General features: G+C 37.8%; 26 protein-coding genes. 24 read left to right on the forward strand and 2 right to left on the reverse strand.

Translation table 11 applies throughout. The annotated features are described in order from the left end of the window. The first annotated feature begins 4 nt into the window (after positions 1–4). From MKY30_RS09205 to MKY30_RS09285, 17 genes are all read left to right on the forward strand, one after another. Positions 5–1543, forward strand: coding sequence for an AbgT family transporter (locus tag MKY30_RS09205; RefSeq protein ID WP_147209148.1), 1539 nt, complete (start codon positions 5–7; stop codon positions 1541–1543). Between the two features lie 274 nt (positions 1544–1817). Further along, positions 1818–2687 (forward strand): MurR/RpiR family transcriptional regulator, encoded by an 870-nt coding sequence (locus MKY30_RS09210; RefSeq protein ID WP_147209150.1) that lies wholly within the window; start codon positions 1818–1820, stop codon positions 2685–2687. 6 nt (positions 2688–2693) lie between these two features. Further along, entirely contained in the window at positions 2694–3680 is a 987-nt protein-coding gene (locus tag MKY30_RS09215; protein WP_341083608.1) for an N-acetylglucosamine kinase, read from the forward strand. Continuing rightward, on the forward strand, positions 3681–4706 hold the full coding sequence (locus tag MKY30_RS09220; RefSeq protein WP_341083609.1) for a serine hydrolase domain-containing protein: 1026 nt from the start codon (positions 3681–3683) through the stop codon (positions 4704–4706). A 38-nt stretch (positions 4707–4744) separates the two neighbouring features. Then, a complete protein-coding gene (gene murQ / locus MKY30_RS09225) occupies positions 4745–5632 on the forward strand; it encodes an N-acetylmuramic acid 6-phosphate etherase (protein ID WP_341083611.1) in 888 nt (295 codons plus the stop codon). 84 nt (positions 5633–5716) lie between these two features. Next, positions 5717–7012, forward strand: coding sequence for an ABC transporter substrate-binding protein (locus tag MKY30_RS09230; RefSeq protein ID WP_341083613.1), 1296 nt, complete (start codon positions 5717–5719; stop codon positions 7010–7012). Positions 7013–7171: 159 nt separating this feature from the next. Next, the gene (locus MKY30_RS09235; protein WP_147209160.1) at positions 7172–8467 is read left to right on the forward strand and encodes an ABC transporter substrate-binding protein; all 1296 of its coding nucleotides are present in this window, start codon (positions 7172–7174) and stop codon (positions 8465–8467) included. Positions 8468–8834: 367 nt separating this feature from the next. Further along, positions 8835–9758 carry a carbohydrate ABC transporter permease gene (locus tag MKY30_RS09240; protein WP_147209162.1) on the forward strand — a complete coding sequence of 308 codons (924 nt, stop codon included), beginning with the start codon at positions 8835–8837 and terminating at the stop codon, positions 9756–9758. Between the two features lie 21 nt (positions 9759–9779). After that, positions 9780–10604 carry an ABC transporter permease subunit gene (locus MKY30_RS09245; protein ID WP_156985839.1) on the forward strand — a complete coding sequence of 275 codons (825 nt, stop codon included), beginning with the start codon at positions 9780–9782 and terminating at the stop codon, positions 10602–10604. Next, entirely contained in the window at positions 10605–11390 is a 786-nt protein-coding gene (locus MKY30_RS09250) for an HAD family hydrolase (protein ID WP_147209167.1), read from the forward strand. A gap of 378 nt (positions 11391–11768) precedes the next feature. Beyond that, positions 11769–12998 (forward strand): helix-turn-helix domain-containing protein, encoded by a 1230-nt coding sequence (locus MKY30_RS09255; protein WP_186813558.1) that lies wholly within the window; start codon positions 11769–11771, stop codon positions 12996–12998. Next, on the forward strand, positions 12998–13126 hold the full coding sequence (locus MKY30_RS09260; protein WP_339284404.1) for a hypothetical protein: 129 nt from the start codon (positions 12998–13000) through the stop codon (positions 13124–13126). Before MKY30_RS09255 ends, MKY30_RS09260 begins: the two co-directional genes overlap by 1 nt. 253 nt (positions 13127–13379) lie before the next feature. After that, positions 13380–13739 carry a hypothetical protein gene (locus tag MKY30_RS09265; protein WP_147209171.1) on the forward strand — a complete coding sequence of 120 codons (360 nt, stop codon included), beginning with the start codon at positions 13380–13382 and terminating at the stop codon, positions 13737–13739. Between the two features lie 159 nt (positions 13740–13898). Then, positions 13899–15059 carry an FAD/NAD(P)-binding protein gene (locus MKY30_RS09270; protein ID WP_341083616.1) on the forward strand — a complete coding sequence of 387 codons (1161 nt, stop codon included), beginning with the start codon at positions 13899–13901 and terminating at the stop codon, positions 15057–15059. Between the two features lie 1052 nt (positions 15060–16111). Further along, positions 16112–16780: a winged helix-turn-helix domain-containing protein gene (locus tag MKY30_RS09275; protein WP_156985837.1), complete on the forward strand. Its 669-nt coding sequence runs from the start codon at positions 16112–16114 to the stop codon at positions 16778–16780. Further along, entirely contained in the window at positions 16777–18144 is a 1368-nt protein-coding gene (locus MKY30_RS09280) for a sensor histidine kinase (protein WP_341083618.1), read from the forward strand. Before MKY30_RS09275 ends, MKY30_RS09280 begins: the two co-directional genes overlap by 4 nt. 44 nt (positions 18145–18188) lie before the next feature. Further along, positions 18189–18680, forward strand: a complete 492-nt coding sequence (locus MKY30_RS09285; protein WP_341083619.1) for an NUDIX hydrolase — start codon at positions 18189–18191, stop codon at positions 18678–18680. Between the two features lie 107 nt (positions 18681–18787). Here the strand turns inward: MKY30_RS09285 and MKY30_RS09290 are convergent, their stop codons facing one another. Both MKY30_RS09290 and MKY30_RS09295 read right to left on the reverse strand, forming a co-directional pair. Continuing rightward, the gene (locus tag MKY30_RS09290; protein ID WP_341083621.1) at positions 18788–19858 is read right to left on the reverse strand and encodes a DUF4179 domain-containing protein; all 1071 of its coding nucleotides are present in this window, start codon (positions 19856–19858) and stop codon (positions 18788–18790) included. Beyond that, complete coding sequence (locus MKY30_RS09295) at positions 19842–20384, reverse strand: sigma-70 family RNA polymerase sigma factor (RefSeq protein ID WP_246145050.1); 543 nt, start codon at positions 20382–20384, stop codon at positions 19842–19844. The genes MKY30_RS09290 and MKY30_RS09295 overlap by 17 nt, the downstream gene beginning before the upstream one ends. 177 nt (positions 20385–20561) lie before the next feature. On the opposite strand from MKY30_RS09295, the gene MKY30_RS09300 reads away from it, so the two are divergent. From MKY30_RS09300 to MKY30_RS09330, 7 genes are all read left to right on the forward strand, one after another. After that, positions 20562–21473 carry an ABC transporter ATP-binding protein gene (locus tag MKY30_RS09300; RefSeq protein ID WP_341083623.1) on the forward strand — a complete coding sequence of 304 codons (912 nt, stop codon included), beginning with the start codon at positions 20562–20564 and terminating at the stop codon, positions 21471–21473. Then, positions 21470–22180: an ABC transporter permease gene (locus MKY30_RS09305; RefSeq protein ID WP_341083624.1), complete on the forward strand. Its 711-nt coding sequence runs from the start codon at positions 21470–21472 to the stop codon at positions 22178–22180. The genes MKY30_RS09300 and MKY30_RS09305 overlap by 4 nt, the downstream gene beginning before the upstream one ends. After that, positions 22181–22909: an ABC transporter permease gene (locus tag MKY30_RS09310; protein WP_339284415.1), complete on the forward strand. Its 729-nt coding sequence runs from the start codon at positions 22181–22183 to the stop codon at positions 22907–22909. A gap of 108 nt (positions 22910–23017) precedes the next feature. Then, on the forward strand, positions 23018–23998 hold the full coding sequence (locus MKY30_RS09315; protein WP_341083625.1) for a zinc-dependent alcohol dehydrogenase family protein: 981 nt from the start codon (positions 23018–23020) through the stop codon (positions 23996–23998). Positions 23999–24089: 91 nt separating this feature from the next. Beyond that, the gene (locus MKY30_RS09320) at positions 24090–24983 is read left to right on the forward strand and encodes an AraC family transcriptional regulator (RefSeq protein WP_339284419.1); all 894 of its coding nucleotides are present in this window, start codon (positions 24090–24092) and stop codon (positions 24981–24983) included. Between the two features lie 549 nt (positions 24984–25532). After that, positions 25533–25832 carry a Dabb family protein gene (locus tag MKY30_RS09325; protein ID WP_147209195.1) on the forward strand — a complete coding sequence of 100 codons (300 nt, stop codon included), beginning with the start codon at positions 25533–25535 and terminating at the stop codon, positions 25830–25832. A gap of 102 nt (positions 25833–25934) precedes the next feature. Then, on the forward strand, positions 25935–26552 hold the full coding sequence (locus MKY30_RS09330) for an NUDIX hydrolase (protein ID WP_339284421.1): 618 nt from the start codon (positions 25935–25937) through the stop codon (positions 26550–26552). Positions 26553–26676: the final 124 nt, after the last annotated feature.

Genomic DNA, 26676 nt, shown 5'->3' on the forward strand with positions numbered 1-26676 from the left:
CAGTATGTCCGAAGAAAACAAAAATGGAAATAATACAGATAACGGAGAACAGCAAAGCAAAGGCCTTTTAAATGTTATTGAAAAAATAGGTAATAAGCTGCCTGAACCGTTTTTTATATTTATTTATCTAGCTGGAATTGTAATGATTTTATCGATGATTTTTCATTGGTTCGGAGCAACGGTTGAGCACCCGGGGACGGGAGAAATGCTCGAAATTAAAAGCCTGCTGTCTTTTGAGGGGTTAGAATTTATACTATCCTCTATGATAAGCAACTTTACAGGGTTTGCTCCTTTAGGGCTTGTGTTGGTAATGATGTTTGGTATCGGCCTTGCTGATAAAGTTGGATTGTTGGAAACGGCAATTAAAAGTTCGATTCTAAAGGCTCCGAAGTCTTTAATAACCTATGCAGTAGTATTTGTTGGTATTCTAGGGAACATTGCTTCTGATGCGGCATTTGTCCTTATTCCACCGTTGGCAGCAATGGTCTTCTATACCATTGGCAGGCACCCTCTTGCTGGATTGGCGGCAGGTTTTGCGGGTGCCGGCTCCGGATTCACGGCAAATATCCTTGTGACAGGTACAGATGCACTCTTATCCGGAATTACAACAGAAGCAGCAAAATCTATTGATGAAAGCTTTATTGTGACACCTGTCGATAACTACTTCTTCATGGCAGCCTCTGTTTTTATCATGACAATTGTCGGAGGATTAATAACTGATAAATTGGTGGAGCCAAGACTTGGAGAATACAAAGGAAATGTTGAGAAAGAAGTCAATGAAGTGACAGCGCTGGAATTAAGAGGCTTACGGAATGCTGTTATAGCTGCTCTGATTTATATAGCTGTTGTACTGCTTTTAATTTTCCTTCCCGGCTCCAGCCTGACAAATGAAGATGGCGGACTTATACCATCCCCGCTTTTAAGTAATATCGTGCCAATCATCCTCTTGTTATTTATTACGGTAGGTTCAGCATACGGAATAACCACCAAAAAAATTAAATCACAAAATGATGTTGTAACCTATATGGCAGAATCCATTAAAGGGATGGCAGGCTATATTGTATTAATATTTGCTGCAGCTCAATTTATTGCTTATTTCAATTGGAGTAACCTGGGAACATGGATTGCTGTAAATAGTGCAGACGCATTGATTTCTATTAATTTAACAGGGCTGCCTATTGTTATTGCATTCTCAGTGCTAATGACCTTACTGAATTTAATTATATTTTCCGGCTCTGCACAATGGGCTTTAATGGCACCAATATTTGTACCAATGTTTATGCTGCTGGATTATAATCCGGCATTTATCCAGGCGGCGTATCGTATTGCTGATTCATCAACGAGTGTTATTACACCGCTGAACCCATATATTCTGCTCGTACTTGCAGTGATGAGGAATTATCAGAAGAATACAGGTCTGGGTACACTTATTTCCATGATGCTCCCATACGCACTTTCATTCTTTGGAATATGGGTGGTTATGCTGATTATCTTTGCGCTTTTAGGAATTCCGTTTGGGCCGGGAGTCGGCGTAAACATGTAATGGTAAATTGTAAAATGAAAATATAAAAATATTAGTCGTAGGAAACCCGGTCTGCTGTCGAAGTTGTGAAGCAGACCGGGTTTTGTTTTATGCTCTTGTAAGGCAGGAAGCTTTTGCATGTTGTAATAACAAATTTTCAAAAATATAAAATCTGCATTTATATGTGATGAAATACTATATTTGAAATTTAATTTTAATATTATAAAAATATTGACATTAAATTTCAACTGTAATATACTCCATATAAATCATATGTGAAAGGGTTTACAAAACTATGAATAATGATGGTCTAATTCGAATAAGAGAAGCGATGAATCACATAAAACCGGCTGAAAAAAATGCTGCAGTTTATATATTAGAAAACCCTGAGGAGATTGTACGGTTATCGATTAAAGAGCTTTCGAACCGGAGTGGCTCAAGTCAGGCTGCAATTACACGTCTTTGCAAGAATATAGGAGTTTCCGGTTTTCAGGATTTAAAGCTGCGAATTGCTGGAGACCTGCAGACCAGTGAATTAAATATCTATAACGGTAATGAAATTATATCTGATGAAAATGTCAATTCATTGATTGAGAAAGTTTCACAAAAAAATATTGAGTCAATCAGACAGACATTAAAAATTTTAGAAATAAATAGTGTAGAGAGAGCGATTGAAGCTTTAAATAAAGCAAACAGAATTGATTTTTATGGAGCGGCAGCATCACAGGTTATTGCTCAGGATGCACAGCAGAAGTTCCTGAGAATTAATAAATACTGTACCGCATACGAGGATGCACATTTACAATTAACTTCGTCGGTGACACTTAGAGAGAATGATGTTGCTGTCGGAATTTCTTATTCAGGAGAGACCAAGCATGTACTCTCAGCAATCAGGAATGCGAAACAAAATAATGCTGTAACAGTGGCAATTACAAGATATGGAAAAAATACGTTATCTGAATTAGTGGATATTCATCTATGTGTTTCATCCGTAGAGTCCGATCTGGTTCGAAGTGCAGCAACAGCATCAAGAATTGCACAGCTTAATATCATTGATATTTTGTTTACGGGTGTTGCTTCAAGGAATTATGATGCCACAATCCATTACCTGAATCAGACGAGAGAAGCTTTACAAAGAGAATTTCGAAATCCTAAAAAAGGGTGAAGAGAGATGTATATTTTAGGAATTGATGGCGGCGGTACAAAAACCAAAGCAAGTTTATTTCATGAGGAGAAAGGATTCATATGGGAAGAGGAGGAAGAGGCTGCAAATCCGCATAGCACCAGCTATGCGCATTCTGTGGAGGTAGTTAATCGTCTTATAAACAAAGCATATGAAGCTCATTTTTTATCTGAAAATACGGAATTATCAATCGGTCTGGGGGTTGCAGGACTGGGAAGAAAAGCAGATCAGATTAAATGGTTAAAGTACTTTCAAGAATCCTCTCTGTGTTTACATAAAATAAAAGAATTCGTAGTTGAAAATGATGGAAAAATAGCCCTTTATTCAGAAACACTTGGCAGGGATGGCATCGTATCTATTTGTGGAACAGGGGCAATCACCATTGGCGTCCATCAAGCAAAAACAGTCCGTGTCGGAGGATGGGGACATTTAGTAGGCGGTGATCCAGGCAGTGGTTATCATATAGGCTCCCAGGCTTTGATAGCTGTATTTGATGAATTAGATGGATTAGGGCCTGAAACAATGCTGACAAGTCTCATCCTAGAAGGGGAGACTATTAACAGAATGGAAGATTTGGTTCCTATTCTTTATCAGGATTTTGAGAAGCAGCGGATAGCAGCGTTCGCAAGTTATGTCTTTCAGGCAGCAAATCAAAAAGATGAAGTTGCTATAAATATTATCAGAGAGACTGCTAAGGGGATAGCCCGGCGCGGGGGGATTTTATTTCAAAAATTGTTCCAGACAGATGTAAAGAATATTCCATTTGTACTGGCCGGAGGAATTTTTCAAAATGATTTTATAGTCAAAGAAGTAACAGCTGAATTAGCTGCGATTTCATCAGTAAAGGTAATCAAAGCACAAAGGCATCCCGTTGTCGGAAGTATTGTGCTCGTTCTTAAACAGCAGGGTTATTCTGCAGAACAAATTGAAACAATGCTTACAAATACAAGTGGCCGGCAGAAAAGAGGTTTGTAAATGAATGCTTATGAACAGTATTTGGAGGAATTGATAGCGAAAGATGAAATTCCTGGAGCAGTTTATCTTATTCAGCACGGGAAGCAGAGAAAGACATTAAGCAGTGCAGGCTCATTTTTAAACAATCAGGGGGAACGTATTCCAGTTACAGCAGATACTTATTTTGATTTAGCTTCCTTAACAAAAGTCATGTGTACACTGCCTAGTATTTTATTTTTATATGAACAAGGGGAATTGCATATAGATGATACGGTGAGTAAATATCTTTCCGAATTTCCTCTGGAAGACATTACTATCCGCCATTTCCTGCAGCATATATCAGGCGTTTCTGCAGATTTAGCCTTTAAAAACCGCTATCAACAAAGAGATGTATGGAAGGAAGTTCTGAATTGCAAAGCAGTTCAACCTCCTGATACCCAAGTATTATACAGTGATATCGGCATGATTATACTGGGAAAATTAATAGAAACAATAACGAAGCAGAAGCTGAATGTATTTGCCCAAAAAGAGTTATATCAACCATGGAGCATGACAGATACGGACTTCCTGCCTGAACAGGTTGAGAAAAATAAAATTGCAGCCACTGAGAAAGTTAATGAGAAATATGTGCATGGTGAGGTTCATGATGAAAAAGCATTCCATCTGGGAGGGGTCAGCGGTTCGGCAGGTTTATTTTCAACTGTTAAGGATGTAGCAGCCTATGCAAATTACTGGCTGTATCCGGAAACACAGTCGGTTTTAAAACCCGAGACAATGGCTTTAATCAAAGAAAATGTGATTCAAAATCGGGGTCTGGGCTTTGAAGTATTATGTGAAAAATCTATTGGAGCAACTTGCGGTTCAGCCTGGTCCAACGGTTCTTTTGGCCATACCGGGTTTACTGGAACAAGCCTATGGATTGATCCAAAAGAAGAAATTATTACCGTCTTGCTAACTAACATGGTCCATTACGGGAGGGAGCATCGATTACCTGAAATCAGAAGAAAGTTTCACACGCTGGTTTATGAAACATTAATCAGCCAGTAAGCTGCCAGGATATTTCAGAAGAGAAGGGATGTATGTGTATGCAGACAGAGATGAGAAATAAAGAATCGAACCGCCTACATGAAAAGTCAACTTATGAAATTTTACAGATGATGAATAAACAGGATAAAACAGTTCCTGGTGTTGTAGAGAAAGCTTTGCCGCAAATAGAGAAGGCTGTAGAAGCTATGGTAGAAGCAATTGAGAAAAAGCATAAAGTAATCTATTTAGGATCAGGAACAAGCGGCAGGCTGGGTGTTTTGGATGCATCTGAATGCCCGCCAACTTTTGGTGTAGCTCCTGATGTTATTCAAGGGATTATCGCTGGTGGAGATAAAGCACTGCGTATTGCTATCGAAAATGCAGAAGATGATGATCAGCTTGGTGAGCAGGATGTAAGGGAAGGTGCCAACCTGGGTGATGTAGTTGTAGGGATTGCGTCAAGCGGGCAGACTCCTTATGTGCTGGGAGCAGTAAAGAAGGCAAAAGCATTAGGATTAAAAACAATTGGAATTTCCTGTAACGAGAATACTAGATTATCAGAGGAAGTGGATATTGCTATTGAGCTTCCTGTAGGCCCGGAAATTTTAACCGGATCAACAAGGTTAAAGGCGGGAACAGCTCAAAAACTGGTGTTGAATATGCTGTCTACAGTAACCATGGTGCGGACGGGAAAAGTATATGAAAATCTGATGATTAATTTACAAGCCAAAAACAAGAAGCTGCGAAATAGAGCTATATCTATTATTAAAGAATTGACTCAGGCAAGCGATAAAGAGGCCGGCCAGGTCTATGACAAAGCAGATGGAGATACGAAAGCAGCTATACTGATGCTGATGTTTGATGTTGATGCAAAAATAGCTCAAGAAAGATTGAAGAAGCATCAGGGGAACTTTGTTAAAGCGTTGAGTGAATGGAGCAAAGAGTAGACATACATGGGAGGATAAGCATATTGCTGCTCCGGATAATTTAGGAATTATACAAATCTTAATAATTAATAGGAGGTTTTAGTAATGAAGAAGAGTCTATTGCTTGGAATGTTTTTAATTATATGCAGCGGAATACTTGCTGCATGTGGAAACGGAGACAGCTCCGGCAGCTCGAATGAAAATGCAGTAGAACTGGAAATGTACAGCTGGAGAACAGAAGACAGGTCTGCATATGAGGAGATAATTGCTGCTTTTGAAGAAGAGAATCCGGATATTAAAATTAAATTCAATCCGTTTGATTCTACGGAATATAATACGATTTTAACCAACGCACTGGTTTCGGGAACAGGACCTGATATTGTGCAGCTGAGACCATATTCAGGTGCCCAGACAATTGCCGATAATGGATATTTAGTGGCTTTAGATGATATAGAAGGCATTGAAAACTTCGATGATTCTTATTTAGAGGCAGCACAGGGAAGTGACGGAAGTACTTATGGAATACCATTGTCTTTAAATGTAGGTGTCATTTTTTATAATCAGAATATTTTTGAAGAGTATGGTTTAGATGTTCCAGAGACATGGGAGGACTTTGTAAGCGTTAGTGAGGAATTATTGGCTAATGATATTATTCCTGTAGCTCAAGGGGGAAGAGACGCATATTTATTATCGATGCTTCACGGTGTTATTTCGCCGACAGCATACGGAGGTAACGAAATTGTAGATGAATTAACAGAAGGAAATACTGATTTAACGGACGAGCGCATGCTGGCATCCCTGGATCGAATGGAAGAAATTACAGCATTTTTGCCGGAGGATTTTATTGCTTTAGATGATAATGACGCACAAGCTCTATTTTATGCGGAAGAAGCAGCGATGTATATTAATGGAGACTATCGATTAGAAACCTTTGAAAATAACATTCCGGATATCCCGATTGGTGTTATTCCCGGATTCAAGGAGGAAGACGGAGAAGAACCGCTGGCGATGGACTGGGTGGACAGCTCTTACGGAGTTGTTGAAGGGACAGAGCATGAGGAAGAGGCTCTGAAATTCATGGAATTTATGGCATCGCAGGAATTCGGACAAACGTTCAGTGACAGCTTGAGTCGTGTTAGTGCTGTAGATGGGGTAACAGCTACAAACGAAATTGTTCAGCAGGTGACAGAGGCTTCCGAAGCAAATTCTACACCTTACCTTATGCTTGTCCATTATGGAGAGGGCTCACCTACATCAAAAACTATCTTTGAAGACGGACTGCAGGGAATGTATCTGGGAGAAATTACGAAAGAAGACCTGCTCGAACAAACACAGGAAAACGCTGAAAGAGCTGCAGAAGAGGGAGTAGAAGAGTTAGAGATGATTGAAGAAGATGAGTAAAGGTAATTGGAGAACTTTGGGTCTTCCGTTATTGAGAATAAGCAGTCAATAAATTTTCTTTAATATTTTGGCAGCGCTTCTAAAAAAGCGTCCTGCAGCGTTTATTCATCTCAGAAGAAAGAGTCGCGCTGTGATAAAACACAGAGGAGGTTTTCAATAATGAAGAAAAAGCTGTTTATTGGAATATTCTTTATCTTATTCAGCGGGATAGCTGCTGGATGCGGAAGCGAGGATAGTTCCGGTAATTCAAATGAAGATGCCGTAGAACTGGAAATGTATAGCTGGAGAACAGAGGACAGATCTGCATATGAGGAGATAATCGCTGCTTTTGAGGAAGAAAATCCAAATATTAAAATTAAATTTAATCCATTTGAAGCTACGGAATATAATACTATCTTAACCAATGCCTTAGTATCAGGAACAGGACCTGACATTGTGCAGCTCAGACCTTATACTGGTGCCCGGACAATTGCAGACAATGGATATTTAGTGGCTTTAGATGATATAGAAGGTATTGATAACTTTGACGAATCATATTTAGAAGCTGCGCAGGGAAGTGACGGAAATACCTATGGAATACCTTTGTCTTTAAATATTGGTCTGATCTATTACAATATAGATATTTTTAATGAACATGGGCTGGATCCCCCTGAAACATGGGATGATTTTATAGAAGTCAGTCAGGAATTAAAGAATAATGGCGTTACACCATTATCTGTAGGCGGGAGAGAAGCATGGCTGTTATCTATGCTGCACGGGGTTATAACTCCAACGGCATATGGAGGTAATGAATTTGTATCAGATATAACAGAGGGAGCAGCCGATTTAACAGATTCTCGAATGATGGAATCCTTAGATAGAATGGAAGAGCTTACAGAATATATAGCTGACGGCTTTATGGCTTTAGATGATGCTGATTCACAAGCATTATTTTATACAGAAGAAGCAGCAATGTATGTAAATGGAGATTTTCAATTAGAAGTATTGGAAAATAGTAACCCTGATCTTTCCATAGGCGTAATTCCCGGATTTAAGGAGGAAGGTTCAGATGATCCATTAGTCATGAATTGGGTGGATGGTTCATATGGCGTTGTAAAAGGTACAGAACATGAAGAAGAAGCCCTGCAGTTTATGGAATTTATGGCCAGCCCGGAATTCGGGCAATTATTTACTGATAATTTAAGCCGGGTTAGTGCTGTAGAGGGCGTAACTGCATCACATGATATTGTCAAACAAATTATGGAGGCTTCGGAGGCTAATTCAACTCCTTATCTTATGCTTGTTGAGTATGGTTTAGGTTCCCCATCAACAAAAGGTATTTTTGAGGACGGATTACAGGGGATGTATTTAGGGGAGGTCACAAAGGAAGAATTGCTTGAACAATCACAGGAAAATGCAGAGAGAGCTGCAGAAGAGGGAGTAGAGGAGTTAGAGATGATTGAGGAAGATGAGTAACGTAAATAGGATGTTCAAAAAGTCCAATAAAGATGACACGGCGATAAGAGGATCTTCTACTAAGAGCGCCCACGTCGTGTGGGCAACGTAGAAGCCACCACAACACGTGAGAAGTGCGTTGACTAACTTTTTCCGATGGGACTGCGATTACTCGTCCCATCGAAGAGCTTTTGCGATTACTCGCTCCACCGAGAACATTTGTGGACAATACAGAAGTCACCACATCCTGTGGAAGTCCGTTCGTAAAAAATTAGTCGCCTTGAACTTCTTAATCCTAGTTACAGGACTTTTTGAACACACACTTAAATAAAAAACGAATACACAATCAGCTTTGGTTGTGTATTCACCTTTTGGGAGGGTGGACTCCATGGCTAAAAATAAGCAGAAAAATAGATATAAAAAGCATCTTGTTCATTTATTCATACTTCCTGCTGCACTGATTTATGGTGTTTTTCAGTTATATCCATTAATTTCGGCTGCCTTGAACAGCTTTTATTCGTTTAATGGATTTGAACGGATGGATTTTATAGGGTTTCAAAATTTTATAACGTTATTTACAGAAAAACCGTACAAGGATTTTTTCCTGAATGCATTTAGTCATAACTGGATTTATTTTTTCGTTACAGTACTTACCCAACTAGTTATCTCACTTATATTAGCTTTAATTATACATAGTAAAATTAAAGGTAAAGAGTTTTTTAAAAGCATGTTCTTCTTGCCGAAGCTATTGTCTGTTATTGTCATTGGGTTTTTATTCAGCCTAATTTTAAACCCGACCAGAGGTGCGCTTAACACACTGCTGGAAGCAATCGGCCTGGAGGCATTCACAAGACCCTGGCTGGGGGATATGAGTACTGCACTCTTAAGTGTTATCTTTGTTGACAGCTGGGCGTCCATCGGATTTTCTATGCTGATATTTTTAGCTGGTCTGCAGGCGATTGATAAGGAAATTTTTGAAGCGGCAAGAATTGATGGAGCTAATTCATTTACTGTTTTATTTAGAATTACGCTTCCTATGATTGGACCGGCCCTAATGATTATGACAGTGCTGACATTTATAGGATCATTTGAAACATTCGAATATGTATTTGCTATGCAGGGATCTTCGGGAGGGCCATATTATTCAACGGATGTACTGACAACCTTCTTTTACCGTTTAGCTTTCGGAACAGTTGATGGAGGGCAGGCAATTGGACTCGGTTCAGCAGTTGCAGTCGTTCTATTTATTATTATCGGCATGGCGACAAGTATCATTTTATTTGTCTTCAAGCGGAAAGACTTCGAAAGGTAAAACAGTGAAGGAGGAGAGAAGATGAAAACTAATCCGTTATTACAAATCATAAAGTACGCCGTCTTAGCATTATTTACGTTTGTTTTTGGCTATCCGATTTTTTTAATGATTGTTTCTTCATTTAAAGAAAATGCAGAGATTTTTACAAATCCTTTAAGTTTGCCAACTTCCTTCAATTTAGATAACTATATAGAGGTTTGGGAAGTCGTCAATTTTTCCAATTATATTGTTAATAGTATCATTGTCAGTTCAGCTTCTGTATTTATTGTACTATTTGTATCGTCTTTGGCTGGATATTATCTTTCAAGATATAGATTTAAATGGAATCCTTATTTGTTAGCGTTTTTCATGATAGGGCTTATGCTTCCGATGAAGCTGGCTGTTATACCGCTTTATATGACGATGCTGAAATTAGGTTTAGTAGATACCCTATTTGCTTTAATTTTTATCTATGTTGCCGGTGGAATTCCATTCGCAGTATTTTTGTTCTATGGTTTTTTCCGTACAGTTCCAAGAGCCTTGGAGGATTCTGCGAGATTAGATGGCTGTAATGATTTTCAAGTGTATTACCGGATTGTACTGCCGATAATGAAACCTGCTATTTCAATTGTGGGTATTGTAAACCTGATTAATGTCTGGAATGACTTTTTCTATCCGTTAATATTTATTCGAACCGATTCATTATCAACTATTCCTCTGGGGATGTTAACATTATTCGGTGAGTATGATACACAATGGAATCTGCTGTTTGCGGGTTTAACTTTGTCGTCATTACCGATGATTATCGCATTTTTATTCGCCTCCAGGCAGTTTATGGATAGCTTAACGGAAGGAGCCGTGAAATAAGTGGGAACAAAATGGATTACATTTGATCTTGATGAAACAATAATGCAAAATCCCTTCGGAAAATGGGTTTTTCCGGAGATTGTGAATATGTTGAAAAAGGAAACAGATACGGAAGAGGATATTCTGGATTTGATTGTCAGCGAGCACTTACAAAGAATGAGTGAAGAGCGATTTTTAGAAGCATATGATTGGGATGATATTATAACTGGCGTAGCAGGGAATTTAGGAGCAGGTTCAGTTATAGATATAGAAAGGATGGTTATCAAGCATTCTGAGTCTCCGAAGATTTATTTGCTGGAAGATAATATGCTGGACTATCTGAAACGAATCAAAGAAAAAGGCTTCCATCTTGCAGCTGCAACAAATGGTTATTCAAAGTATCAGCTCCCGGTATTGCAGAAACTGGGTCTCGATAGAGTATTTGATGAAGTGATTACATCCGATTCGGCAGGATTTGCCAAGCCGAATCCTGCCGTTTTGAAAAAACTGTCGGATGACGGAGAAATAACAGCGCACGTTGGTGATCGAATTGACCATGATGTATTATTGGCCAATAAATTAGGAGTTTTTTCTGTTTTTATTCACAGGGCCCTGCCAGCTGAAGTTTTAGCATACCCGATTGATGAAAGGGCAACACACCCAAGTTTTATTAAAATATGTGAAGAAAAATGGCATAAAGAAAACAGATTAAGAGAGATGCCGTTTCTTGAGAATGAATGCATTCCAAAAGTGGTGGTGCAATCTGTTGAAGAACTGGCGGAGAAAATCGGCTTTATTCTTAAATAATTAATTCCTGATAAAGAAATAAAAAGATGTTTGGAACAAAAGCAAATTGTATAGATATAAGGTATGAGAGGATATTAATGTATTAAAGTGTTTAAAAATAGAATACGGATTGAATGAATAAACTGCTGTTGTCAGAGAGCAGTTTATTTCTTTTTGCTTTAAAAATAGAAAAATAATGTAATAAATAAGGAGAAATTGAGAATTTGTGCTGAAAAATGAATAATATTGTCGTTTCGAGTTAAATTTTATACTTTTCTGAATGTAATTTGTTATTATTGTTATATAGACAAATTTTAATTTTAGCAATATACTTCTAATTTTTATTAGAAATATGTTACATTTAGAATAGGAGAAATTTCATACAGAGGAGAGAGAATGTTGGATTTAGGGCAAAAACTTAAATTTTTACGAAACAAACAAAAATCCAAGCAGCAAGAGATTGTTGAAGGTATTTGTTCTGTATCCTATTACAGCAAGATTGAAAACGGCAATGTCGTTCCTAATGAAGAGATCCTACAGCTGCTGGCCCGAAGATTTGGAATAAGTGTCCAAGAATTAGTTCAAACAGATGAAGCAATGAGTGATGAAGTAGTTCAGGAAGCAGAAGAAATTTATAATTTAATTAAAGAAAACCGGAAAGCCGCAGAAGAAGCCTATCAATTGTTTTTAGAAAAATACAAGAACTCACTGGATCCCGGTATGAAATTACTGATCAGTTTAATTCAATTACGGTTTACTTTGAGATTTTCAACACAGACAGAAGCGGAAGAAAAATTCCAGGAAGTTGAAGCTTTACAGGAGTATGGTAATCTGAAAATCATGCCGTTATTTAATAGAGTTTGTGGCTTATACCATTATGTATCCGGCAATTATGACGTAGCGCTTGAGCTATATCTGGGATTGGCAAATTCGCTGAATTATCCTTATAAAGCAGATATTCATTATGAACTCTCCCTGGTTTACAACAGGAAGGGCAACATATACAAATCGATTCAGCATTTAGAAACCGCTTTAAATAAATACTTACAGGAAATGAACTATAACCAATGTACAGTTTGTTATTTTTTGTTAGGTATTAACTACTATCAAATGAAAAATTTTGATGAAGCAATCGACTATTATTACCGTATAGAGAAGGTCGTAAAAGATGATACAAACCTGCTTCGCAAAGTTTATCATAATATGGGACTTGCATTTGAAGATAAGAAGGATATCGAAAAAGCAATTGTTTACTATCAGAGAAGTCTCTCTGTCTCTAAAGATGAGCAATATAATATAAATACGATAGAGGCATTAGCCGATTTATATCTAAATATAAAGGATAAAGAAAAAGCAGCACAGTATATTTCCAAAGGAGAAACGATTGCCGATAAGTCTGATTTGAAGGAGCATGTTATTAAGTTTCAAGTGCTTCGATTACAATTGGAAGAAGAGGATATAAAAGAATATTTGGAAACTGTTGCTATTCCATTTTTTGAGAAGAGAAATGATACAGAAATTCTCATTCGATATAATGTATTACTATCAAATTATTATTCTCAAAATAAGCAGTATAAACAAGCTTATTTTAAGATAAAAAACGCTCTGGATATGAAAGGAGGGATTTGATGAAGAAATTATTAATTGCTGTATTAGTAGTTTTCTCACTTTTCAGCGTAACAATGACTGTAAGTGCAGGCGGTAGTGTTGAGTATCCTGATTCAACGCATAGTTTTAATCCTAATGATGATTTTTAAGTTCTGTTTATTGTAAATGAAGAAAAAGCTATCTGGGGCTATTAAATTAGCGTATGATAGCTTTTTTGTATTGTAAAATAAAATTTGATTCATTTTATGGAAGTAGGATAAAATAAAAATGTTTAAAGTTCATAACTAATTATAAAAGAATATGTTGTCTTTATTTATATTTCGTGGTAAAGTAATAATATTTCCGTTGCAAATCGTAATTATTACGTTTTGTGACGAGTTGGTTTTCAGTGAGGTGCTTAAAATGGATAATTACTTAGATAAAAAGCTTTTGGAAAAGGTGATTAGCCGCTTCCTCTCAAAAGAGGAACGATTATTATATGGGAAAGTTATAAATATGGAAAATGTAATTTCTGAGAGAGCTTTGACACCGGAACATTTTGTTGATTTACTCCGGGCTGAAACGCCACACAAGCAAGTAGCTGTAGAATTTAACTTATCCTTACCTGAACTTTTAGAAGTATTAAAAGAGATTGAAGAGAAAATAGAGAACAGAATAGAAAAGGTAAACACAGAAACGCGTTGGATTGACTGTACAAACGCTGTTTCAGATGCTTTTGAGACAAATGAAAACAGGAAATATTTTTATACAGAAGGATTGTAAACAAAAAGAGACAGTGAAATGAGAGCTTAGAAAGAAAAATAGACATTTAGAGGCTGACAGAATAATTGATTAAGTATGTATGCCATACTAAAAAATTTTAATTATCAAATCGTAATGATTACGTTTATGATTAGTGTGAAAAGGAAGAGAGGGATAGGCATGTATAAATGGGTAGTAATTGGTGGAGGAATTCAAGGAAGCTGCGTAGCTTCCCGTCTGCTTGAGGAGAAAAAAGCAGAGAGAAAAGATTTATTAATTATCGATTCTCATAAACAGCCGCTGGAAAGATGGAGAACAGTTACAGATAAGATTGAAATGGAATATTTACGCTCCCCTTTAGTTCATCATTTACATACCGATCCATACAGTTTAAAAAAATATTCTTCCGTAAACAATTATGCCTCGGGCTTTAAGGGGCGGTATCAGCGGCCGCGTTTAGACATGTTTAATCAGCATTGCCTAGATTTACTGGAAGAAACAGGTGTGATGGAATGTTGGCTGCAGGGAGAGGTAAATGGACTTAAATGGACAGAGCAGGGGTGGAAAGTTGGTATTAAGGATGGACGTTGTTTCTTTAGTGAGAGGGTGGTGCTCGCTATGGGTGTTAACCATACGCCGCATTATCCATCATGGGCTGAGAAGTATAGAGATAATAAAGCGCTGGAGCATATATTTGAAATGAACAGCAGGCTCCCGGATACAGGAGATGTAATTGTTATTGGCGGCGGCATGACTGCAGGACACCTTGCTTATGCACTTACTCAAAAAGAATCCATTCATTCTGTTACCATGGTGAAACGGCATCCGTTACGTATTCATCATTTTGACAGCGATCCTGGCTGGCTTGGACCTAAATATTTGAATAAGTACCATAAACTGACCAGCTATAAAGAAAGACGAAAAACTATACAAAAAGCAAGGAACCGTGGTTCTATCACCAGGGATTTATATTTAAAACTGTTGAAGCAGGAGAGATTGGGAAGACTAGATATTCATACAGGCTGTATTGAGGACATAAGAGAAGATACTGATGGGAAAATGCAGCTTTTTATGGAAAATCAAGAAAAGCTGAAGGGAAGCTCTATTATGCTGGCAACGGGTCCAGCAATTGCAATGCCAGGCAAGGAATGGCTAGATCCAATAATTAAGCAAATGGGATTGCCTTGCGCGCCATGCGGATTTCCGGTTGTTCCTAAGTCACTTGAATGGAAAAATGGACTTTTTGTAGCTGGAGCATTAGCCGAGCTGGAGATTGGGCCGGTTTCTAGAAATATTGCTGGTGCAAGAAAGGCTGCAGAGCGGATATTGCGTTATGGTTAGGAAAAAAGAATAAAAATATTAAGTCCATCCTCATTATTAGTTTATTGTATGAGGATGGTTTTTTAATGGAATTATTTTATCTTGAGTTGGAAGTTTTGATTGTGTTATATAGGGTGTATTTCAATTTATGCACTTACACAAAGTGCTAAGAAATATTCTCTATCTCTATGTCATGCGCTTTTATTTCAATCCACGCACCCACATAAGATGCGAACATCGCTGTAGATAACGGATTTGAAGGTACGGAAATTTCAATCCACGCACCCACATAAGATGCGAACGCATCTTTTAAAGGTTGCTTTACTTCACCTTATTTCAATCCACGCACCCACATAAGATGCGAATTGTTTTACATCAAAAGTGAACACTGTTCCTTCTGATTTCAATCCACGCACCCACATAAGATGCGAAAGCGTACATAATAAAGCTATGTACAGCAAGTCTTTATAAACAATAAAGTGCTAACCAGAATCTAACTTCCCGCCTTTTGATTCATTTTTATTTGAAACCTCATGAAATCCTTATAAATTAAGAGGTGCTAACCTCCCTAGTAATTCATGTTTGCTTCAGGTTAGCACCTCTTAAAGAATAATTTGCTTGAAATATATTCATAAAATGTTTTTCTCTATTTTGATAAGTTCTGCATAACCAATTAATATAATTCTACTTTATCATAAATACAAATGATAATCATAACTAATTACCCCACATACATACCTTGAACGACTTACCAATTTTATTTCCATCTACGCATCTATGTAGAATTTGAAAGCATATTAACTGCTTAAAAAATAAGATACCATCATACATTTTTGTCCATTTAAAGTAAGAAAGGTCATTGCAGAGAAAGAAGAATAAAGTATAGACAAGCTAAGTGTATTATTTAAATTTTGTTTAAAAATGAAGGATTTTCGTCCGTTTCCTAATAACTCTTGTTATGATTATTAAATAGGGATTACAACACTTTATGAAATTCTTTTAAAATAATCCAGCAAACAAATGAAATAGAAGCAATAATACTAATAAAAATTAGAGGCCAATGGGGTGGGAAAATGGCAAAAATCCTATACATCGAAGACGAAAAAGAAATCGGACAATGGGTGACAGAAGATTTAACAGGAAGAGGTCATGATGTAACTTGGCTAACATCCGGAAACCAATTAGAACAATATTTAAATAATATAGACCTTGCTATTTTAGATATTATGCTGCCGGGACTTGATGGTTTCTCAATCGGAAAACGGATCAAAAAAGCAAACCAGGATACGCCAATAGTGATGTTATCCGCACGCTCTGCAGTGGAGGACAAACTGGAGGGGTTAAGTTTTGCGGATGATTATGTTACAAAACCATTCCATCCCGACGAATTGGCTGCACGTGTGGATGCCTTGCTCCGCCGTTTTCAAAAAGAAGAAGGTATTCTCGAAATTAGACATCTGCAAATAGATACGAAATCGTTGATTATTATCAATAAGCAGACAGAGAAAGAAATTTTACTGACCGGGAAGCAGTATCAGCTATTTCAATACTTCCTTCGTCATCTGAATCAGATTTTAACGAAGGAACAGCTTTATGAAGGTGTATGGGGAGAGCGTTTTATGGAAGGGGATAAAACATTGATGGTGCATATCCGTTATTTGCGTGAGAAAATTGAAGAAAATCCAGCGAAACCGACTATTATTGAAACCATTCGCGGGATTGGTTATCGGGTGAAAAAATGAAACGGTTTTTGAAGTCCTTATTAGCGAAATATATATTGATTATTCTCATTGCACTTTTTTTATTTCAAGCCGCCTATATTACTATTGTTATTGTTTTCTTTAATCTGATGGGAGATCCGGATTCGCCCGGAAATGGCCAGGAGTCGTATGACGAAATAGAAGAAAACTGGCATCAGGAAGCCAGTCAAATAATATCAGAAGATACCATTGCTCATGTATTTGGGGAATGGCAGGAAGTGTATCCGAATGCTTCTATGTTTTGGGTAGATGGAGACGGAGTTTTGAATCTACAAAGCAATCTTCAGGAAAATTTACCGGATGAATGGAACGTTACCTATACCGCACAATTTTTAAAAAATCATTATGATGAAGATCCATTTACTGTCGTTGCTTTTGTAGGAGGCCATGAGGAAGAGGGGTTTATTGTTTTCCAGCTGCCTCGGGACATGCTTAAGTCCGAGGGGCAACGACTGAACGAAGAATATGGATGGACAATTGTTATATTGACAATTGGCGTTGTATTTTTATTTATATTTCTTTCCTTATGGTTTTTCAGAGGGATCCGTAAACGTCTTGTCCATCTGCAAGAAGCAATGGAAATTCGGGATACGGATGGACTGCCGATTCTTATTGAAGAGAAGAAGCAGGATGAGATTGGTGATTTGGAGAAGTCCTTTAATCGAATGGTGCAGGAATTAAGAGAAAGCAGGGAGCGCGAACAGGAGGAGGAGCAGCTGCGTAAAGAGCTGATAGCCAACTTATCGCATGATTTACGTACACCTTTAACCAAAATAAACGCACAGGCCTACACATTGCAGAAAATGGATTTACCAACAGAAGCAAAGCGTTCTCTTAAGCTGACGTCCACATCTATTGAAGACGTGGATAGATTAATCGAAAATCTAATGTCTTATACATTGCTGATGGCGAGTAAGTATAGGAAGGATTTAAAAGAAATAAATATTATCCGATTTCTCCGTCAATACCTGGCAGCCTGGTATCCAGTTTTTGAAAAGGAAGAATTTGAAGTTGATATTGACATAGAAGCCTTTGAACAGAATAAATGGGAAATTGATCCATTATGGTTCAGCCGGATTTTGGATAATCTCCTGCAAAATGTTCTTCGTCATGCAACAGATGGAAAATATATTGCTGTGTGGACAGAATCAACAGAACATTATGATGCCATTGTGATTACAGATAAAGGGAAGGGTATGCAGGTGGATACAGAGCAAAAAGGAGCAGGAATCGGTCTTTCCATTGTTGATATGATGGTAAAGGGGATGCATCTGGATTGGGAAATTGATTCGACAGAAAAAGGAACAACGATAAAGATTATCAGGATGAAAAGAGCAGGCAATTAGTCTTTTTATTTTCAGCTAAAAAATTAAGGAAGGGAGGAATCTCGGTGACAAGTATTTACACCTATTGGGGAAATGGTGAAGTAAAACTAACCTGGATACAAGATAACAATCTGCCTGAAAGTAAGCTTATAACAAGTGTACATGGTTTATGCTTCAAAAACGATAAGCTGCTCCTTGTAAATTTAAATGATAGAGGCTGGGATATACCCGGGGGACATATTGAAAAGAGAGAGGCACCTGAAGCGTGTTTTAAACGTGAAGCATATGAAGAAGGCTATATTACAGGGAGTTGTTCTCTCTTAGGATATATCGAAGTAAATCATACCGGAAATATCGAATGGAATTCGGATAGACCATATCCGAAAGTCGGTTATCAGGTGTTTTACTGTATGGATGTTCAGCGAGTTTATGAGTTTAAGGGTGCTTATGAATCAGGAAAAAGAATCTGGATAGATCCGGGAGAAGTAGAAAATTACAATAATAATTGGAGTACGTTGCATCAAAATATTTTAGATAAAGCCACACAAAGTAATTAATATACGATTCTTTTACAATAGAATAGTAAAAAGCAGTGAAATCCTTACAAGGTGGAGGTCACCGCTTTTTACTGTTTAAAGTATTCAGATATATTTCCGATAATAGTCTATTTTGGTATTTCAATTATAATAGGTTCAAATTCAACATCTTTAAAAGAATCTTTTTTTTCTATTTTAATCTCTTCCCCGTTTTTATCAAACTCCACGCCTCTAAATAAGTAAGGAATAATTGTCAACTCTGTAACATTGGAATCAATTGGACCAAACAGTTCAATATTTTTAAATCCCGGATTATTATCAAAAAACCAGCTTTCTCCACTTCCGGAAAAGGACGTAATTTCATTGCCATCCTGATCAAACAAATTTATTCCAATACGACCTACCCGGTTAATACCAAAATTTGTTTTTTCATCAAGGCTTTCATAAGATATGCTGACGCCTAGTTCGCTGAGAGACAGATCTGTAATAGTAAGGTTAATTCCGTCAGCACTTTGGGAATGCTGGACAGGAATGGTTTGAATGTTCTCCATTTTTTCTACAGGAGTTGAAAAATTCCAAGCTTCTTCATTCTCCCCATGTAAAATCACTCCCAGTTCAAATTTATCCGGCATTTCTTCTGTTACCTTTATTTCCTGAACTGCTGTCCGGGTTGTTGCTGATTGACTAGATTCCATATACATTAATGAACCCATACTTGGTGATTCTCCATTAATGGTAAACTCCATACCAGCACTAGTATAATTCTCTTCAAGTGGTTTTTTTGATTCAATAATATAACTAACGCTAATATTATTCTGGTCATACAAGACTTCATCGAGTGTTACAGAGATTCCGTTAACGGTCTGGGTTTCGCCAATTTGGCTGGTTAATCCCTGCTTATGGGCTTTTTCGAGGTTAGCTAGGTTCGAATTTTCAAATACAGAACCGATAATAGGAATCTGAGACAGGCTGCTTGCCAGCGCTGGTGAATAGTATGATGAACCAACTAATATGACAAAAATAACTGCCACACTGCCAAAAGCATAGAATATTTTTTGTTTAATCTTGTTTCTTCGGCGCTGCTGAGGATTCACTGTCCCTTTCCTGCGTTGTTTTTCTGCTTGTTCTATACCCATTTGAATAGCTGAACGTACTTGCTCTTTAGGGAAAGGTTCTAATTGCTTATGTCGATTGTTCATTTAACTTATAACTCCTTTCTATTTCGATTCTTAATTTTTTCTTTGCTCTGCGTAAATATGTTTTTATTGTTCCTGCAGGCTTCTCCATAACCTCTGCAATATCCTGAATCGACAGGTTGTGGTAATAAAATAAGATAATAGAAGTCTGATAGGATGCTTTCAGCTTGGATAACGCTTCACTCAGATGAAATGATTCTATTTCTTGCTCCTGCTTGCTCTCTAATCGAAATAACAATTCATTTTCTTCAAAAGGAATAATTTGATTCCGTTCTTTTAAAAGCTGGTAACACTCGCGTATCAGGATGCGGAATAGCCATGTTGAAAAATATTCCGGATTTCGTAATTGACCAATGGATAGAAATGCTTTACAGGATGTTTCCTGAATAGCGTCCAAAGCATCCTGTTTATTGTTAACGTAAGAGAGCGCTTTGTAATACAGCATTTGTTCTTCCAGGAAGAGCAGTTCTTCAAAAGCCGCAGCATCTCCATTAATAGCTTTTTTCACGGTATGTATATTGTGCTTCACTGTATAATTCCTCCCCTCATTCATTAGAGTCATTTAGGGATATAAAAAGTTTCACTTTCTTTATTTTCTTGAAATATTTTTTGTCTTATAGTACCCGGCTTTTTAACCAAACTTTAAACAAAGTCCATACTTCATTTTAACCTTGCACCCCTATCCTTGAAAGTAGAGGTGATAAGGATGGAATATATCGTAGAAACGAAGCATTTAACAAAATCATTTGGAAAAGAAAAAGCAGTATCAAATTTGGAAATGAAGATACCTAAGGGAGAGATATATGGATTTCTTGGTCCAAATGGAGCTGGAAAAACAACAACCATCCGCATGCTGTTGGGGCTAATGCGTCCGACTTCCGGATCTGTACAGCTATTTGGAAAAGATATGAAAAACAATCGGATAGAAATTTTGAAAAATGTCGGCTCGCTGGTAGAAAATCCTTCCTACTACCCGCATTTAACTGCCAAGGAAAATTTAGAAGCAAGCAGAAAAATTCTTAACGTGCCAAAGAAGAGAATTGATGAAGTACTTCAACAGGTTCGCCTGCATGAGGTTGCCAATAAAAAAGTAAAAGGATTTTCGCTTGGAATGAAGCAGCGACTCGGGATTGCCGCTGCCATGCTGCACCAGCCGGAGCTGTTGATTTTGGATGAACCTACAAATGGTTTAGACCCGTCTGGCATTATTGAAATGAGGCAGTTGATTCAGAGTCTTCCGGAAGAATATGGTATGACAGTGCTGATATCCAGTCATCTACTGTCTGAGATTGATCAGATGGCTACCAGAGTAGGTGTTGTATCTAAGGGGAAAATGATCTTTCAGGACTCGATCGAGACCATGCGTAAATTTGCTCAAGCTTCTATCCAGGTGAAGGTGAATGATAACGAAGCAGCGTGGCGTTCTTTGCTTGCCAATGGACAAAAAGCGGATTTAGAGAAAGAAAGTGTGACCTTGCAGGCGGAAGATGATGAGCAGGTAGCAGCTTCCATTCGCTATCTTGTTCAGCTGGGGTTCTCTATTTATCGGGTACAGGAGGAAAAAAGGTCTCTGGAGAATATATTCTTAGAGATGACAAAGGAGGGGCAGGCAGGATGATCCTTTCACTGGTAAAGGCGGATTTTTTAAAGATAAAGCGTAAAGGAATGTGGCTGTTGTGTCTGATTGGTCCTTTTGGTGTTGTAGCTTTACAGATGGTCAATTACGGCGTGAGAAAGGATTATTTGTTTGATCAGATGGATGATCGCTGGCTGTATTATATTTTGAACATCAATTCATTTACGCCGCTTGCAATTGTTTTAGGAATTGTGATTTTGACATCCTTTATGGCAAGCATTGAAGATGAAACAAACGCCTGGAAGCAGTTAGTTGCTTTACCTGTTTCCAAACGGGAGGTGTATTTATCTAAATTTACGGTAGTCAGCTGTGTCTTATTTTTATCCTCTGTTCTCTTATTCCTTTTTATGTCCGGTTATGGACTGACGCTGGGGCTAGGGGCTGATATACCATACTTGCGGTTAATGGAGTATAGCTTCTTGCCTTTCTTTGCTGCATTTCCCGTATTGGGACTGCAGCTTTGGGTAGCTACTGTCAGTAAGAATCAGGCTATCCCTGTCACACTAGGGGTAGCAGGAGTGATTTTAGCATATTCTGCCCCGTTGTTACCTGATTGGGTGATTTGGAAATGGCCGGCACTATCTAATGATTGGGATCATTCATATATCAATGCCCTGTTAGGAATCGGCTTTGGATTGGTACTGTATTTGCTGGGGATGATTGATTTTAAAAGAAGGGACGTTAAATAAATGTTTTCCGTGATAAATTCTGAGTGGTATAAGCTGCGAAAATCAAAAGTACTATTTCTTCTATTAGTCGCTCCGCTGATTGGATTATTTATTGGGTTAGCCAATTCCTCCATCGAAATAGAAGAAATCAATGCTTGGCATGAAAAGCTGGTTATGATGAATTTTACTTATGCTATCTTATTCCTGCCCTTGATTTCAGGTGTCTTAGCCAGTGTGATTTGCAAGTACGAGCATCAGGAAGGAGGCTGGAAACAGCTGATGGCGCTGCCGGTAACGAGGGGGAAGGTCTTTCTTTCTAAATACCTGTTGCTGATTCTTCTGATGCTTGCTATGCAATTAATGTACTTGGTTTCTATTTATTTAGTGGGTGTGATAGAAGGGATTACAGATCCTTTTCCAATGGATATTGTTTGGAAGTCTATTTTCGGAGGCTGGGTGGCTACCTTGCCGTTAATTGCTTTACAGTTATGGGTTTCGATTGCATTCAAAAGCTTTGCCGCACCATTTGCGATAAATGTTATTTTTACATTACCAACGATTTTAGTCATTAATTCGGAGCGGTTTGGGCCATATTATCCTTGGGGACAGCCATTTTTAATGATGAATATTGGCGGAAGTACAGAGGATGTATTTTTTGTACCTTGGGATCAGATTCTAACCGTTGTTGGCAGCAGTTTTCTAATATTTTTTATTGGAGGCTATCTATACTTCCAGAAAAAGGCTATTTGATAGGGAAATATTTAATAATTGTATTTGAAAAAAGGAATGGCACTCACGCTGTTATTCCTTTTTTCGTTATAATAAAAGAAAAAGTCATACAGGAGAGGACATTTTAAAGTGCGAAACAGGTATATTTATTGTGATAAATTTGGTAATCCTAATGAAGTATTAGAGATGGGAGAAAAAGAAATTTGCCCGCCAAAAGGAGATGAAGTGCTGGTTAGGATGTTAGCCAGACCAATTAATCCATCCGATTTAATCCCGGTAAGAGGAAGCTATTCACACAGAATTTCTCTTCCATATATACCTGGTTATGAAGGTGTTGGAATTGTAGAGGATGTTGGAGCTTCAGTAAGTACAGATCTCATTGGAAAACGAGTTCTGTCGTTACGAGGCGAGGGGACATGGCAGGATTTTGTCATAGCTCCGGCAAGGTTTGTTGTATCTGTGCCAGAATCTATGGATAATATAATTGCTGCACAGCTGTATATTAACCCTGTTACTGCATGGGTTACGCTGACAGAAATATTGAAATTACAGCCTGGTAGTGTGCTGCTAATAAATGCTTGCGGGTCAGCGATAGGACACTTGTATGTACAGTTTGCCAGAATTTTAGGTTTGCGTTTAATTGCAGTTACGAGAAATAGTAAGCATACACAGACACTTTTAAATCTTGGTGCTTCTGAAGTGGTGGATATATCCAATCAATCACTTTTTGATATTGTGATGGAAAAAACAAATGGAAAAGGAGCAGATGCAGCGATTGATTCGTTGGGGGGAAGCGCGGGTACGGATTTAGCCAGCTGCTTGCGGTGTCAGGGGCAATTCTTAAGTATCGGGTTGTTATCTGGGGAGCAGATGGACTGGGGAGCTTTTGCGGGGAAAGTTAAAATGAATATTTTTCATTTGAGGCATTGGAACAAGAAGGCAGGTCATGAGGAATGGCAGAGAACCTTCCAGCAAATCATAAACCTTGTGGAGAAACAGGAGCTATTGCTTAGCTTTGAGAAAGCAAAATATAAATTAGCAGATATAAAACAGGCTGTTGATGCAGTTGCTGACGGCAGAAAAGGAAAAGTGATTTTATCCAGCAGCTGATGCTTCGTAACCGATAAAACTCGTTCCTTTTTTATCGAGTGATTTATGCAAGCAGCCTCTATACTTGAATTAATGGAAGGAGGAGAAGGAAATGCAAAGCAGAATGAATGAGGCGTTACAGTATATTGAGGAGAACCTGGATGTGGAAATCGACGAGAAAGAAATTGAGAAAATTACCGGTACATCGATTTACCACTTCCGGCGAATGTTTTCTTTTTTAGCAGGGATGACATTGACTGCTTATATCCGTAACCGAAAGCTTTCCAATGCAATGTTTGATTTGTTACGGGATGATGTTAATGTGACAGATACTGCTTTTAAATATGGATATAATTCTGTTGACGGTTTTTCTAGGGCATTTCGCGAATGGGCTGGATTTAACCCTTCTGAAGTGAAAAATCAGCAAAAAAAGCGTCTTAAAGCCTTTCCGAAGCTCACCTTTCAATTAACGATTCAAGGAGGAGCAGAAATGAATTATCGAATTGTTGAAAAAGAAGCATTTAAAATTATTGGTATAAGTAAAAAGGTGCCCATGCAGTTTGAAGGAGTTAATCCGGAAATTGAAAAACTGGCGAATAGTATTACAAATCAGCAGAAAGAAAAGATGCATCAATACGCTAATATAGAGCCTAAGCAAGTAATTAATGCTTCTTATAATTATGATGAAGGCAGCAGATTACGTGAGGGCAAAGAAGTGCATGAGAAAGGCTATTTAGAGCATATGATTGGCGTATTGACAGATGAAGAAGGACCCTTTGAAGGGCTGGATGTGCTGGAAGTGCCTAATCATATTTGGGTCATTTTCTCATCACAAGGGCCATTCCCTGAAACAATGCAGCAAACATGGGCGAAAATTGCTTCAGAATGGCTTCCTTCCTCGGATTATCAGTTAGTTGATGCGCCGGGAATTTCTTTTGTAGAAGATTATAGCGATCTAGAGAATGTATATAGTGAGATTTGGATGGCTGTGCAGAAAAAAGGTTAGCAGCGCCTCTAACATGAAAAGACGAGATACCTTGGCACCTCATCATTTTATGTTGGAGGTGCTGGGTCATGAGCATCTATATAAGATGCGACTACATGGTGTACCTATTTTATAAGCACTACGAAATTTCAATCCACGCATCCATATAAGATGCGACATCGCCGTCAGCATTATTTTCGCGTACATTTTCAATTTCAATCCACGCATCCATATAAGATGCGACAGCACACATAAAACACCTTAATACAGCAAGGCCTAAAGACGAAAAAAATGCTAACCTAATCAAAGTTTGAAATTATTTCCTTTTATTATTAGGGTATTTCTCTAAACCCCTTGCTATAAAAAGGGTGCTAACCTCCTTAGTAAGCTATGTTCGCTTAAGGTTAGCAACCAATGTTAATTTTAAATTCCTTACTTATACCTTATCATTCTAAAAAAATCATATCAAATGATTTTAAAAATTAGAGAAATATATAAATAAGTTATCTATGTGAAGGAAGCAAGACTATGATAAACTTTAACTATAAAATGAACAGGGAGCTGTAAGCCATGATAAAACATATTGTACAATGGAATCATCGTGACAATTTCAGTGAAGCAGAGAAAAAAGTAAATGCAGAGAAAATCAAAAATGAATTAGAAAGTTTAAAAGATAAGATAGATGGTGTTGCTTCTATCAACGTCATTATTAATCCTTTGGCGACAAGCGATCGTGATATTATTCTGGATAGCGAGTTTGAGACGGAGGAGGCATTACAACAATATCAAATACATCCAGAGCATGTGCGTGTGTCAAGCTTTGTGAAAGAGTGTGTGCAGGATCGTGTCTGTGTTGATTACCAGCTATAATCATAGATAAAAGCAGTATAGAAAGTTGTTCTATACTGCTTTTTTACATAGAAATATAGTGTTATTTACAATCAATTAATTAAAAGAAAGGATGCATTTCAAATGAGTGATAAGTGGTTAGAATGGACGAAGCAAATCCAGGCTATTTCTCAGGCGGGATTGACTTTTACAAATGATATGTATGACAGAGAACGGTATGAACAGCTGCGTACGTTAAGCATTGAAATTATGAATGAATATACGGGATTAGATTTCGAGTCCATTCGTGATTTATTTGCTAATGAGGTAGGCTATCAGACTCCTAAAGTCGATGTGCGGGGTGTTGTTTTTAAAGATAATCGTATTTTAATGGTCCGTGAAAAGCATGATAGTGCCTGGGCGTTACCGGGTGGCTTTTGTGATATTGGTGAATCTCCAAAAGAAAATGTTACCAAAGAAATTCAGGAAGAAGCAGGCTTTCACGTACAGCCAATGAAGCTGCTGGCAGTTTTTGATACAAATAAACATCCACACCCGCCACAGCCTTATCAGTATTATAAATTGTTTATCCAATGCGAGATTATGAGCGGGGAAGCCAAATTGGGAATGGAAACAAAAGGAATTGATTTTTTTGCTGAGGATAACCTGCCTGATCTCTCGTTAAATCGGAATACAGAAACACAAATCAAATGTTTGTTTGAATTTTTGAGAGATCCGGAGAAGCCGACCTTGTTTGATTAATATCGTACTGTCTTAAAAATTACTTCTTCAAGTGAGGAGTAATTTTTTTCTGTCCGAATTTCTTGTAAAACAAGGTGAAGTCCTTTAAAATGAGGATGTTTTGTAGGAGATATCTGCTTAGCCA

The organism is Oceanobacillus sp. FSL W8-0428 (assembly GCF_038004405.1).
In the GTDB taxonomy this organism is placed as follows: domain Bacteria; phylum Bacillota; class Bacilli; order Bacillales; family Amphibacillaceae; genus Oceanobacillus; species Oceanobacillus sojae.